Raw genomic sequence first — 12,849 nt, forward strand, 5'->3', positions numbered from 1 at the left:
CCATGCCAACCGCCACCGTGGGAGCCGTACGGGAACGGGCGCCCGGCGAACGCCGCGTCGCCCTCGTCCCCGAGGCCGTCACCCTTCTGCGCCGGGCCGGACTCGACGTCCTGATCGAGGCCGGAGCCGGATCCGGTGCCTGGTTCACCGACGCTGACTACACGGCCGTTGGCGCGAGTGTCGTGTCCCCCGACGAGCTGTACGCGCACGCGGACGCCGTCCTGTGCGTGGGCCCGCCCGACGAGGAGACCGCCACCGCACTGCGCTCCGGGCAGACGCTGATCGGCCTGCTCGAACCGATGCGTCACCCGGCGCTCGTCCGGGACCTGACCGAACGCGGCATCCGCACGGTGAGCCTGGATCTGCTGCCCCGCACCCTCAGCCGCGCACAGTCCATGGACGCGCTGACCTCCCAGGCCAACGTCGCCGGCTACAAGGCGGCACTGCTCGCGGCCGACTCCTACGACCGGTTCCTCCCGATGCTGACCACCGCGGCGGGCACCATGCGCCCGGCGCAGGTCCTCGTCCTCGGTGCCGGAGTGGCCGGGCTCCAGGCGATCGCCACCGCCCGCCGCCTCGGCGCCGTCGTCACGGCGTACGACGTACGGCCCGAGTCCCGAGGGGAGGTGGAGTCGCTCGGCGCCCGATTCCTGGACACGGCGCGCCCGCCGGACGGGGGATCGGGCGCCGGACAGGGCGGATACGCACGCGAGTTGACCGACGAGGAGCAGCGGGCCCAGCGCGAGGCTCTCGATACGCACATCGCCCGCAGCGACATCGTCATCACCACGGCCCAAGTACCGGGCCGCAAGCCGCCGTTGCTGGTCACCGCGGCCGTGATCGCGCGGATGATGCCCGGTTCGGTCGTCGTCGACCTCGCGGCGAGCGACCTGGGCGGCAACGTCGAGGGCACCGAACCCGACAAGACCGAAGTCCTCGACAACGGCGTCACCCTCATCGGCGCCGGACGCCTGCCGTCCGCCATGGCGACCGCCGCGTCCACCGCGTACGCCCGCAACCTCGTCGCCGTCCTGCGCCACCTCGTGCGCGACGGCGAGATCGTGCTCGACCCGGCCGACGAGATCACGGCCGCGCTCATGGGAGCAAATCCATGGAAGGGAGGAGAACCCTCATGAACAATCTCGATCTCCTCACCGCGATCACCGTGTTCGTCCTGAGCGTCCTCGTCGGAATCGAGGTCATCGGCAAGGTCCCGGCAACGCTGCACACCCCGCTGATGTCCGGCTCCAACTCGGTGCACGGGATCGTCGTCATCGGAGCCATGTTGATCGCCGCCGAGTCCCATACCTGGCTCGGCTACGTCCTCGCCTTCGTGGCCATGGTGTTCGGCGCGATGAACGTCGTCGGCGGCTACGTCGTCACCGACCGGATGCTGGAGATGTTCAAGGCCAGGCCGACCACCGAGAAGAAGGTGTGACTGCCATGGACAACGTCTCCGACGCCGTCCACTACGTCTTCCTCGCCGCATCAGCCTGCTTCGTGCTCGGCCTGCACCTGATGAACCACCCGCGCACCGCCCGCCGAGGCAACGCCCTCTCGGCCGGCGCGATGGCCGTCGCGCTCGGCGCCACAGTGTGGCTCGTGGCAGACGAGGGCGTGATCAGCGGCACCGGGTGGCTGGTGCTGGTGACGGGCGGTGTGATCGGTGCCGCACTCGGCCTGTGGGCCGCGCGTGAGGTGCAGATGACAGCGATGCCTCAACTGGTCAGTTTTTTCAACGCGGTCGGCGGTGGGGCAGCCGCTCTCATCGCGGTCGACGACTTGCTTCAAACCGAAGAGGCGGCGCTGCTGGGAGCACGGGTCTCGCTCCCGGGCGCACTCGACATCGTCATCGGTGCGGTCACCTTCTCCGGTTCGCTGATCGCGGCGGGCAAACTGCAGGGCGTGGTGTCCGGCGCGCCGGTGGTGTTCCCGGGGGCGCGGCTGCTCAATGTGCTGCTGCCGGTCTCGTTCGTCGCCGGCACTGTCTGGCTGGTCCTGTCACCCGACTCCCCTGTGGCGCTGTACGGGCTGGTGGGCGTGGCCCTGATCTTCGGCGTGACGATGGTGCTGCCGATCGGCGGCGCCGACATGCCGGTGGTCATCGCCCTGCTCAACGCCTTCACGGGGTCGGCGGTGGCGATGGCGGGCTTCGTCCTGGACGAGGCCGCGCTGATCATCGCGGGCATGCTGGTCAGCGCCTCGGGTGGCATCCTCACCAAGCTGATGGCCGACGCCATGAACCGCTCGATCGCCAACATCGTGATCGGCGGCTTCGGCACCGGCGACAGCGTGCCTGCGGCGACCGGCTCCGGGGCACCGGCGCAGGTGCGGTCGGTCTCCGCGGACGACGTGGCGATCCAGCTGGCCTACGCCGGAAAGGTCGTCTTCGTGCCGGGCTACGGCCTCGCCGCCGCCCAGGCCCAGCACGAACTCGGCGACCTGGCCAACCTGCTCACCGACCACGGCGTCGATGTCAGCTACGCCGTCCATCCGGTCGCGGGTCGGATGCCCGGGCACATGAATGTCCTGCTGGCCGAGGCCAACGTGCCGTACACCCAGCTGAAGGAGATGGACGACGTCAACCCCGAGTTCCCGCAGGCGGATGTCGCGCTCGTCATCGGCGCGAACGACGTGACCAATCCGATCGCCCGCAAGCCCGGCAACGCCATCTCGGGCATGCCGATCCTGGACGTCGACAAGGCCAGGAGCGTCGTCGTGATCAAGCGCTCGATGGGCCACGGTTACGCGGGCATCGACAACGAGCTCTACGCCGACCCGAAAACCGGGATGCTTTTCTCCGACGCGAAGAAGGGACTCGCTGAACTGAAGGCGGCCGTGGGCGAGTTCGTCGGCTGATCCGCCTGGTCGCGCCGGGGCCGTCCCGCCGGACGGCCCCGGCAGCCGTCTGCCCAGGTGGCATCGGGCGGCTCGGCCCGAGACGCGACGGACGTGGGCGCGGCCGTCGTCCTCGTTCACGGTGAGCACCTCGAGCAGCAGCGTGCCGAGGCCGACGTGGTTCAACACTCCGGCGACGGACCGGTTGCGGGGCGAGCGGGCACGGGGCGCGGAGGCGGGCTGGGCGTTCGGGCGAGCAGCACGGCGCGGTCACCTCGGCGTCGGACGTCTGCGCGGGATCGTGGTCGCCATGGGCTACTTCGCCGACCGGGCCGAGTACGACTGGATCGCCGACCGGCACACCCGCGCCTGCGCCGAACCGGGTACCCGGGGAATCCCGACGACGGCGGTTGTCGGATCGTCGCGTGGCCCGCCCTGTGGCGCAGGCGAGCTGATCGCCGGGCCGTTGGGAGCTCCCGGAGGGCCGACCGGCCCTCCGGGAGGTCCCAACGGCCCTCGCGGCGGCCGCCTCGTGCCTGGTATGCCGGTAGAGAACGACAGGCTCACGCAGAGGAGCGGTCGCCCGAAGTGCCGGTCGCCGGCTCCGAGAAGTCCCCGGTCGCCCGTATCGAGGATCGCCGCACCCCAGTACTTCGCCGGCCTCCGTACGACCACCGGTGCGCGGTCCGTCCATCCCCGCGCACCGGCCTCCGGCCGCACGCCTTCGAGACCCGTCGACACGAGGCCCGCTTCCGGCGACGAGGGAGGACACGATGTCCGAGCAGCAATCATGCCGACGGCGACCTGTATCTCGTCTGCTCCCCTTCATGGCGGCCTCCGCAGCGCTGGCGCTCTACGTGCTGAGGCTGCGGCCGAGGCTGCTGACCTGGGGGGCGGCACACGACGAGACCACCCGTGCCTACCCCGGCGACGAACTCTTCCCCAACGCCGACAGCATCTCGACCATGGCCACCACCCTCCCGGCACCACCCGAGAAGGTCTGGCCCTGGCTGGTGCAGATGGGATACGACCGCGCAGGCTGGTACAGCTGGGACCTCCTGGACCACTATGGGGAACCCAGTGCGGACCGCATCACGCCCGAGTGGCAGCAACTGGAGGAGGGACAACGCCTGAAGGCGACACGGGACGGCCAGGCCTGGTTCACCGTGGCCCGCCTGGAGCCGAACCGGACCCTGGTGCTGCGCTCGGACCTGCGCCTGCCCTCCGGCCACTCCTTCGATCCGCAGTGGGATGTTCAGCCGCAGGCGCGCATGGACGGGATCTGGGGCTTCCACCTGCTGCCGACCGCCGACGGCGGTACCCGCCTGGTGGTCCGCACACGCGGCCAGAGCCACCCACGTCCGCTCACCCGGCCCTTCGACCTGCTGCTGGGGGAGCCCGGGCACTTCATCATGCAGACCCGCCAGTTCCACAACCTGCGTACGCGAGTCGGCGCGGAAGCATGACGCGTGACGAGACCGCCGGAGTCAGCCCGCGGCTTCTGGGGGCGATGCCTCCCCAAGTCGCGGCGATCGGGAGAACAAGCCGATCAGGCCACCGAGATGGAGGACCACCGTAGTGAGCGGGTCCGGCGGAATGCGGGGTTGGCGTAGCGCGGACCCACAGGTACCCGCGGCGACGTGGCGTCACCGGCGCGGGTATCTCACCGGCGGTGTCCGGAGGTCAGATCATCCATACCTGAGACGACTCACGGTACCGACGGGGAGCTCGGCGGCTCCCTGGACTCGGTGCTCCGCTCGGCCAGGCCGGCGTGCAGCAGGAGCAGGCGGGCCAGATCGCGTGCCTCGTCGGTGGTGAGCGCCGCCCACACTCCCGGTTCGCCGCCTTGATCCCGGCCCACGTCCAGGGCGACCCGGCTGATGGGCGGATCAGCAGGTGCCAGTCGCAGGCACCGCACGGCGATCCGACGCCCGCAGGTTGTGACGAGAGAGGTGCCCCCGGCCGGTGGGGGCCGGTCACGTCCTGCCTTCTCCATCTTCCTCACGCTCCTGCGTCGGGTCGGTGACGGCCGCCCCGGCGGACGTCACCTCGGGCTCGAATACCCTGTGGGGTATAAGTGTCAGCGTTGCGCAGGCCTGAAATGTTCCCCGCTCGCGTGGGCATGGTGAGGCGGCCCTCGTGCCTTGCCGTCCGCCGTACCCGTCGCCACGGGGGGGACCAGGGATGATCCACTCCACTCCGTGTTCCGGCGGCACAGCATCCCCGTCCCCATCGCTACCGTGGCCCTCGCCCTCCCAGCGGGCCGGGCCCTCGGCAAGGACACCGACCGGCAAGGACATCGACAGCTATAGCGACCTCGACGGAGTCACACCCGGCTGCCCGGCGGGGCAGAGGCATAGCTGCCGCCACGTGCACTGCTGCTGTGGTTATGCGGATCCGGTCACTCCTCCGGCACCATCTCCATCGAACCGGACGGGCACTCGGCGACACACAGCCCGCACCCCTTGCAGTAGTCCAGGTCGATCGCGAACCCCTTGCCCGGCCCCAGCTTGGTGATCGCGTTGTCCGGGCAGACGCCGTAGCAGTTGTCGCACTCGAAGCAGTTCCCGCACGACATGCAGCGCCGGGCCTCGAACAGCGCGGTGGACTCGTCGAGCCCCTGCACCACCTCGTCGAACGTCGAGACGCGGCGGGCCAGTTCGAGCCGGGGCCGCACCGACGCCGGCGCGTCGGAGTAGTACCACGTGTTGAGCCGGTCGAAGGCGGCCGGAGCGTGCTTGGCCCCGGGCTCGTACGAAGTCCCCCGCAGATACGCGTCGATGTGCCGCGCCGCCCTCTTCCCGTGCCCCACGGCCACCGTGACCGTGCGCTCGGCAGGCACCATGTCGCCCCCGGCGAAAATCCCCGGATGCCCGGTCATCAGCCCGTCGGCGACCTGGACCACACCGCGGTCCACCGTCAGCTCCGGCAAGCCCTTCAGCAGCGTCAGATCGGAGTCCTGCCCCAGGGCCAGCACCACCGTGTCGGCGTCCAGTTCCTCGAACTCGCCCGTGGGCTGCGGAAATCCCGTCTCGTCGAGCCGCATCCGCTCGATCGTGAGACGGCCGCCGTCGGCATGCTTGATGGTGGACAGCCACTTCAGCCGCACGCCCTCCTCCAGCGCCTCCTCGACCTCCTCGTCGTGCGCGGGCATCCGGTCACGGGTGCGCCGGTAGACCACCACGGCGTCGGTCGCGCCCAGCCTGCGCGCGGTGCGTGCCGCGTCCATGGCCGTGTTGCCGCCACCGTAGACGGCGACCGTACGGCCCAGCAGCGGAGGACCCTCACCCTCCATGCTCCCCAGCAGCGCGACCGCGTCGAGGATGTGCGCGCTGTCGCCCGCGGGGATGTAGGTACGCCTGCCGATTCCGGCGCCCACGGCCAGGAACACGGCGTCGAAGCCGCCATGCTCCCGGGCGGCCGGCACGTCGTCGACGCGGGTGCCGCAGTTCAGCGTGACACCCATCGCCAGGATGCGGTCGATCTCCGCGTCCAGGACTTCCCGGGGCAGCCGGTAGCGCGGGATGCCGTAGCGCATCATGCCGCCCGGGCGCTCCTGTGCCTCATGGATCGTCACCTCGTGGCCGAGGCAACGGAGGTGGTACGCGGCCGACAGACCGGCGGGGCCACTGCCGACGACCAGTACATGCTTCCGGGAGGACACCCGCGGAGCGTCCACCCTCCAGCCGCGCTTGATCGCCTCGTCTCCCAGGAAGCGTTCGACGGCGTTGATCCCCACGGCGTTGTCGACCTGGACGCGGTTGCAGGCGGTCTCGCACGGGTGGTAGCAGACGCGGCCCATGACGGCGGGCAGCGGGTTGTCCCGCATCAACTGCCGCCAGGCGGACTCGTAGTCGCCGCTCTCCGCGTGGAACAGCCACTGCTGGATGTTCTCCCCGGCCGGGCACGCCTGGTTGCAGGGCGGCAGCCGGTGGACGTACTCGGGACGCTCGGTGCGCCAGGCTCCGGTCCGGTTGGCCAGACTGGAACCCACGTCCAGGGTGATCGCGAACGGCTTCTCCTTCACGGCACGGCCTCCTCGGCCTGCAGTCCGAAGCGGGCGATGTTGCGGTCGGCGGTCCGCTGGATGCGGGCGATGACGTCCGTGTGCGGTTCGGGCTCGAAGAGGTGCGCGTACCGCTTCTGCGGGCGCAGATACTCCTCGACCGGCACCCGGCGCCGGATCGGCGTGACGTCGGTGACCTCGCCGTGCTCGGCCTCGAACACCGGGAACAGACCGCTCTGTTCGGCGAGCCGCGCGATGCGCACCGTGTCGCAGGACGCCGTGCCCCAGCCCAGCGGGCAGGGCACGAGGACGTGCAGATAGCGGGCGCCACGCATGCCCATCGCCCGGTGCACCTTGGCCTCCAGGTCGCGCAGTCCGGCGACGGTGGCCGTGGCGACGTACGGGATCTCGTGCGCCATCGCGATCAGCGGGAGGCTCTTGCCCTGCCCGAAGGCCGCGCCGGGTTCCTCGCCGACCGCCTGGGTGGTGGCCGTGCGCGCGGCCGGGGGAGTGGCGCCGGAGCGCTGGACGCCGGTGTTCATGTACGCCTCGTTGTCGTAACAGACGTACAGGACGTCGTCGCCCCGCTCGAACATGCCCGACAGACAGCCGAAGCCGATGTCCACCGACCCGCCGTCGCCGCCCTGCCCCACCACCCGGACGTCTGTGCGTCCCTTGGCCCGCAGCGCCGCCGCGACCCCGGCCGCGACGGCGGGCGCGTTCCCGAACAGGGAGTGCAGCCACGGCAGTTGCCAGGACGTCTCCGGGTACGGTGTGGAGAACACCTCCAGGCAGCCAGTCGCGTTGACCGCGATCACCTTGCCGCCGGCCGCCCGCTGCGCCGCGTCCAGGACGTAACGGGCGCCGAGCGCCTCGCCACAGCCCTGGCAGGCGCGGTGGCCGCTGGTCAGTGCGTTCGCCCGCGCCGGGTCGGACTGGTCGGACTGCAACTCCGGGCCCAGCAGCCGGTTCCCGGCGGCGAAGGTGCCGACCTGGTAGAAATTCACCTGCTGTGCGGCACTCATCGGTTGCTCCCCACATCACGCAGGATGTTCTCGGCCGACGGCCCGGACCGTCGGGTCCGTGCCATCCGCGCCAACTCCCGCTCCACCAGCCCGGTGTCGAGGTCCAGGAAAGTCAGAGGCTCCAACCGCCCGGCGATCGCGTCGTCGAACAGCCGGTGCAGCGACGCCTTGGTGATTGCCCGCCCGCCGAGCCCGGCGATCACGGTGCGGCCGTCGAGCTGGATCCCGGACAGCGCGGTCCGCACGTTCGCCGAGACGATGCCGCCGATCCCGACGGCGAGCGCCCGCTCCAGCACCACGACCTGCCGCGCCCCGCCGAGCACCTTCCGTACCGCATCCAGCGGGAACGGCCGGAAGGACGTGATCCCCAGCGCTCCGATCCGTACCCCGCGCCCCCGCATCTCGTCGACGACGTCGCAGATCGTGCCGAGCACCGACCCGAGGGCCACGACGATCGTCTCGGCGTCCTCACAGAGGTACGGCTGGACCAGCCCGCCGGAGGCACGTCCGAAGACACGCCGGAAGTCCTCGGCGACGCGGGGGATCGCCTCCAGCGCCTGCATCTGCTTGGCATGGGCGAGGTAGCGCACCTCGGTGAACGCCTCCGGGCCGACCATCGCGCCGATCGACACCGGCTCGTCCGGGTCCAGGACCTGCCGCGGTTCGTACGGTGGCAGGAACGCGTCGACCTGCCGTTGCTCCGGCACCTCGATGCGCTCCCAGGCGTGCGTCAGCACGAAGCCGTCCATGCACACCATCACCGGCAGCGACAGCTCCTCGGCCAGCCGGAACGCCTGCGGATGCAGGTCGGCGGCCTCCTGATTGTCGCGCGCGTACAGCTGGATCCAGCCCGAGTCGCGCTGGGACATGGCGTCGCTGTGGTCGTTCCAGATGTTGATGGGCGCGCCGATCGCCCGGTTGGCCACCGTCATCACGATGGGCAGGCCGAGCCCGGAGGCGTTGTAGAGGGCCTCCACCATGTAGAGCAGGCCCTGGCTCGCGGTGGCCGTGTAGGCACGGGCGCCCGCCGCCGAGGCCCCGATGCACAGGGACATCGCGGCGAACTCCGACTCGACGTTGACGTACTCGCAGGGCTTCAGCGCGCCGGACTTCACCAGTCTGCTGAGCTCCTCGACGATGTGCGTCTGCGGGGAGATGGGGTAGGCGGCGATCACTTCGGGGCGGCAGTACGCGACGGTCTCCGCGACCGCGCGGGAGCCTTCAGTCTGCTTGAGCATGGGTGCGCTCCTGACGCTGAGCCTCGACGTGGTCGTAAGCCTCCCTGGCCGCTGCCGCGTTGGCGGCGCCCAGATCGCCCGCGAAGCGCTCCCGTACGGCGGCCGTCAGCGAGTCGATCGCGACGCATCCGGTGAGGGCGGCGAGGCCGCCGAGCAGGACGATGTTCGGGACCGGGCGGCCGAAGTGGCGTACGGCGAGGGCGGTGGCCGGGACGGTGAGGACCGGGCCGGTGAGTGCCGTGAGACCCAACTCGGCCGGTTCACTGGGTGAGTTGATCAGTACGGAGCCGGCGGGGCCGAGTCCCTCGAAGATGTTCACCTGATGCAGCAGCGTCGCGTCCTGGATCACCAGCGCATCGGGCCGGGTGACCGGCTCCCGGACGCGGATCGGCCGTTCGTCGATCCGGCAGAACGCCATGACCGGCGCCCCCGTCCGCTCCGAACCGAAACTCGGGAACGCCTGTGCGTACCGGCCCTCGAGGAAGGCCGCCACCGACAGCAACTCCGCTGCCGTGACGGCGCCCTGGCCGCCACGCCCGTGGATACGTACCTGGAACACGGCACCCTCCTCCCTTGCGGGTCTTGCCCCTGTCGTACCGCTGCGACGGGCGGGCGCCTCAGGGGCCGAACGTCCCGAGCGATGGGCCGACGGGCACGAATGCCGGCCGCCGGCGGTCCGGCCCCTGGCGCCGGTACCGGGACGGAAGACTCACTCGTGCGGCACGATCGCGACCGGGCACCGGACGTGGTGCATCACCGCGTGCGCGACGGGACCGGTGTGGATGCCGATCCTCGTCGGGCGGATCCTGCGGCCGACGGCCAGCAGACCGGCGTCCCGAGTGGCGTGCAGCAGGTGCTGTGCCGGACGGCCCTCCTCGACCAATTCGGTGACCTCCACCGCGGGGTACTTCTCCCGCCACGGTCCGAGAACGGAGTCCAGTACTCGCTCGGCACCCGCCTGTACGTCCCGGCGCGCCTTCGCCTCCAGCGCGTGAGGCACGTACGGCAGCTGCCACGTGTGCACCACTCGCAGGGGCGCGGCACGCAGCGTCGCGCTCTCGAAGGCGAAGGCGAGCAGTTCCTCGCACGGCTGAGCCGGGTCCACGCCGACCACGACAGGACGGTACGGCGTGTGCGCCGACGGCCTGCCCTCCGCGTCCGGCTCGTGCTCGTCCTCAAGGGTCTGATCCGCCCGGACAAGCACGGCGGGCCGCGTCGCACGGGCGACCGTCGCCAGCGCCACGGAACCGGCCAGGAAGCCGCCGAAGCCGCTGAACGCGCGGCTACCGAGGACCAGCAGCTCGGCCTCGTCACCTGCCGCGACCAGAGCGTCGGCCGCCTGCTTGGAGATCTGCTCCGCGCTCAAGTACACCTGCGGATAGCGCTCGTTGAGCCGGTCCATGGCACCGCGCAGGATCCGCCGCGCCCAGTAGCGAGGCGCCTCCAGCTCGGGCAGCTCCGATTCGTCGGGCGCCATGCCGCCCTCCCACGCGTGCACCAGGCGCACTGGCAGACCGCGCCTGAGCGCCTCCCTGGCCGCCCAGTCGGCGGCAGCGAGGCTTTCACGGGAACCGTCCAGTCCCACCACAACGGGGCGAAGCACGGCCAACACCTCCCCGGCTCGGCGCCCGCACGTAGGTGTGCGGTCTCTTCACTGCCAGGATCGCTGTGCGGGGACCCGCCCCGGCAGGGGCCGGTGCGGCCTCGTCCTGGGCCGAACGGCCCTTTGGCGCTGTCCGTGCGGTACGACGACCGGGGCGCGGTGAGTGACCGCCCGGTGCATGCCCGTGACGGTGAAGACCCTGACGAGCCTTCACCGAACAGTGCTGTGCCCGGCATGGGCGGCGGTACCGCTGCGCGAGCGCGCGAGCCGGTGCCGGCCGACGGCGAGGACGCGTCGTCCGCGCGTGCCCGCGGGCCCGGGGGTGGCGGTGCAACCCACTCCCGGCGCCGACGAATCGTGTGTCCGCGCACGGTCCCGCCGAGCGACGCGTGGCGACGCGTCCCGTGTCCACCGGGCTCACCAAGAACGTGCCGCAGATCCCGGCCGCGACTACGACCCGGTCGGCGACCGCACCTGGACGCCGGCGAACTGGTCGAAGAAGACGACCGGCCGACAGGGGCCGATCGGGTCTCCCACGGGGCCGGTCGGCCCAGGCGCGCCCCGCCTCGCCGCGGCACGCTGGAAGTGGGTGGAGAAAAGAGGAGGGCGACATGAGCGGCATGATCGAGCGGCTGCCCGGCTGGCCCACGCTCCCCGACCTGTTCGGCTGGGTAGAGGGCGGGCTCCCCACGGTCCACACCGTTCCGGGGACGCACGGCATCCGCATCGAGGAGCGCCTGACGGACGGGACGTACGTGCTGCGGGCCGAGCTTCCGGGCATCGACCCGGCCAAGGACGTCGAGATCACCATCACGGAAGGCGTGCTCACGCTGCGGGCCGAGCGCACCGAGGAGACCAAGGAGAAGCACCACACGGAGTTCCGTTACGGCACGTTCACCCGTTCCGTCCGGCTGCCGGCCGGAGCCAAGGGCGACGGGGCGACCGCGGACTACAAGGACGGTGTCCTGACCATCACGGTTCCGGTGCCGGAGGCGAAGGCGGGCACCAGGACCATCCCCGTGCGGCACGCCTGAGCGCCGTTGCGCGCGGAAGCCGCACAGCGTGTCCGTGGCCGGCTGGTCACCCGGCCACGGACACGCCTCTTTTCGCGCCCCCCCGGCGGGACGGTAACCGGCAGCAAGTTCTGTACGTCCCGGAGTCAGTCGGCTTCCAGGGGGACCGAGTGAGGGCGGATGCCGTCTTGGCAAGGGCCGCTCCAGCCCTCCGTTCGGGACACCCGGCTCATGCGCCAGGAGCCGTATCGGAGTTGGCTGGAAGTGAAGGGGAACGAAGCCGACCCGAGGGGGCGAGGACCGTGGGCACGAGTCTCACGCCGGAGTTCTGGGAGCGGTTCACGCTCCTGCTGTTCGTTGCGATGGGGGTGACCTTCGCTCTGGCCGCGCTGTTCGACGCGCTCGCGTTGCGTCGGCTGAACCGCCGGGCGCACCGGCCGGCGGCCTCGCCGACGCGGGCCCCGCACCGGACCGAGACTGCTGACCACCGCCCGTCCGTCCGCTGCTGAGGCACTAGGCCCGCAGGGGTAGCGGATAGGTCACGCCTCGACTCCTCGCCGCCCGCATGGCGGGGAGTCGTCATGGGTGAGCCGTCATGTGCGGAGCAGTTCTCCGGCGATCTCGGCAGCCCAGCTGTCGATGGCGTCCCAGTCGCGGAAGTCGCCGTACCGGCCGCCCAACAGACGGAACCGGATCCGTCCGCCGAGCGGCAGCTGGGAAGCGCGGATGACGCCGGAGAACAGCCGATGATCCCGGTACGACAGATCCGCGGGCAGGCTCCGGACGACCACCGGGGCCTCCATCGGGCCCAGTCGCTTCCACGGCCCGCGCAGCGCCCCCGGCATTCCGACGCTGAAGAGCCATACGGGGCGGGGGCCGAGCAGCTCCAGGTTGTCGCTCACGAACTCCTTGGCGGGGTCGAGCCAGCTCTGGTTGTGCACGGCGCTGCCGAGGACGAATGCGCCGTACGCGTCGGCGTCGTCGACGACGTCTAGGGGCCGCACGTCGGTCTGCAGCCCGGCGCGGCCGAGGCCGGCGGCCAGCCGCTCGGCGACACCACGGGTCGATCCGTGTGCGGTCGCGTAACCCACCAGAACATACATGGTGTTCACCTCGTCAGGGGCGG

The 12,849-nt window shown here is 71.1% G+C and carries 13 protein-coding genes; 6 read left to right on the plus strand and 7 right to left on the minus strand.

Features of this window, described 5'->3' with window-relative positions; genetic code table 11:
* Positions 1 to 2: 2 nt before the first annotated feature.
* The 4 genes from EJ357_RS43605 to EJ357_RS43620 all read left to right on the plus strand — a co-directional run bounded on the left by EJ357_RS43605 (position 3) and on the right by EJ357_RS43620 (position 4,304).
* Entirely contained in the window at positions 3 to 1,136 is a 1,134-nt protein-coding gene (locus tag EJ357_RS43605; RefSeq protein WP_126397767.1) for an NAD(P) transhydrogenase subunit alpha, read from the plus strand.
* Complete coding sequence (locus tag EJ357_RS43610; RefSeq protein WP_126397769.1) at positions 1,133 to 1,438, plus strand: NAD(P) transhydrogenase subunit alpha; 306 nt, start codon at positions 1,133 to 1,135, stop codon at positions 1,436 to 1,438. Before EJ357_RS43605 ends, EJ357_RS43610 begins: the two co-directional genes overlap by 4 nt.
* Positions 1,439 to 1,443: 5 nt before the next feature.
* Positions 1,444 to 2,859 (plus strand): NAD(P)(+) transhydrogenase (Re/Si-specific) subunit beta, encoded by a 1,416-nt coding sequence (locus EJ357_RS43615; RefSeq protein ID WP_126397771.1) that lies wholly within the window; start codon positions 1,444 to 1,446, stop codon positions 2,857 to 2,859.
* 806 nt (positions 2,860 to 3,665) lie between these two features.
* Positions 3,666 to 4,304 (plus strand): hypothetical protein, encoded by a 639-nt coding sequence (locus tag EJ357_RS43620; protein ID WP_126397773.1) that lies wholly within the window; start codon positions 3,666 to 3,668, stop codon positions 4,302 to 4,304.
* 242 nt (positions 4,305 to 4,546) lie between these two features.
* On the opposite strand, the gene EJ357_RS43625 is transcribed toward EJ357_RS43620, so the two are convergent.
* The 6 genes from EJ357_RS43625 to EJ357_RS43650 form a co-directional block, all read right to left on the minus strand.
* On the minus strand, positions 4,547 to 4,834 hold the full coding sequence (locus EJ357_RS43625) for a hypothetical protein (protein ID WP_126397775.1): 288 nt from the start codon (positions 4,832 to 4,834) through the stop codon (positions 4,547 to 4,549).
* A 405-nt stretch (positions 4,835 to 5,239) separates the two neighbouring features.
* On the minus strand, positions 5,240 to 6,865 hold the full coding sequence (locus tag EJ357_RS43630; RefSeq protein ID WP_126397777.1) for an NAD(P)-binding protein: 1,626 nt from the start codon (positions 6,863 to 6,865) through the stop codon (positions 5,240 to 5,242).
* Positions 6,862 to 7,869, minus strand: coding sequence for a thiamine pyrophosphate-dependent enzyme (locus EJ357_RS43635; protein WP_126397779.1), 1,008 nt, complete (start codon positions 7,867 to 7,869; stop codon positions 6,862 to 6,864). The genes EJ357_RS43630 and EJ357_RS43635 overlap by 4 nt, the downstream gene beginning before the upstream one ends.
* The gene (gene porA, locus EJ357_RS43640) at positions 7,866 to 9,107 is read right to left on the minus strand and encodes a pyruvate ferredoxin oxidoreductase (protein ID WP_126397781.1); all 1,242 of its coding nucleotides are present in this window, start codon (positions 9,105 to 9,107) and stop codon (positions 7,866 to 7,868) included. The genes EJ357_RS43635 and porA overlap by 4 nt, the downstream gene beginning before the upstream one ends.
* The gene (locus EJ357_RS43645) at positions 9,091 to 9,666 is read right to left on the minus strand and encodes a 2-oxoacid:acceptor oxidoreductase family protein (RefSeq protein ID WP_126397783.1); all 576 of its coding nucleotides are present in this window, start codon (positions 9,664 to 9,666) and stop codon (positions 9,091 to 9,093) included. The genes porA and EJ357_RS43645 overlap by 17 nt, the downstream gene beginning before the upstream one ends.
* A gap of 150 nt (positions 9,667 to 9,816) precedes the next feature.
* Complete coding sequence (locus EJ357_RS43650; RefSeq protein WP_126397785.1) at positions 9,817 to 10,710, minus strand: universal stress protein; 894 nt, start codon at positions 10,708 to 10,710, stop codon at positions 9,817 to 9,819.
* A 611-nt stretch (positions 10,711 to 11,321) separates the two neighbouring features.
* On the opposite strand from EJ357_RS43650, the gene EJ357_RS43655 reads away from it, so the two are divergent.
* Together EJ357_RS43655 and EJ357_RS43660 are read left to right on the plus strand one after the other, a co-directional pair.
* Entirely contained in the window at positions 11,322 to 11,744 is a 423-nt protein-coding gene (locus tag EJ357_RS43655) for an Hsp20/alpha crystallin family protein (RefSeq protein WP_126397787.1), read from the plus strand.
* Between the two features lie 281 nt (positions 11,745 to 12,025).
* Entirely contained in the window at positions 12,026 to 12,232 is a 207-nt protein-coding gene (locus tag EJ357_RS43660; protein ID WP_126397789.1) for a hypothetical protein, read from the plus strand.
* An 84-nt stretch (positions 12,233 to 12,316) separates the two neighbouring features.
* On the opposite strand, the gene EJ357_RS43665 is transcribed toward EJ357_RS43660, so the two are convergent.
* On the minus strand, positions 12,317 to 12,826 hold the full coding sequence (locus EJ357_RS43665; RefSeq protein WP_126397791.1) for a flavodoxin domain-containing protein: 510 nt from the start codon (positions 12,824 to 12,826) through the stop codon (positions 12,317 to 12,319).
* Between the last annotated feature and the right edge of the window lie 23 nt (positions 12,827 to 12,849).

Source organism: Streptomyces cyaneochromogenes, assembly GCF_003963535.1.
Lineage (GTDB): Bacteria > Actinomycetota > Actinomycetes > Streptomycetales > Streptomycetaceae > Streptomyces > Streptomyces shaanxiensis.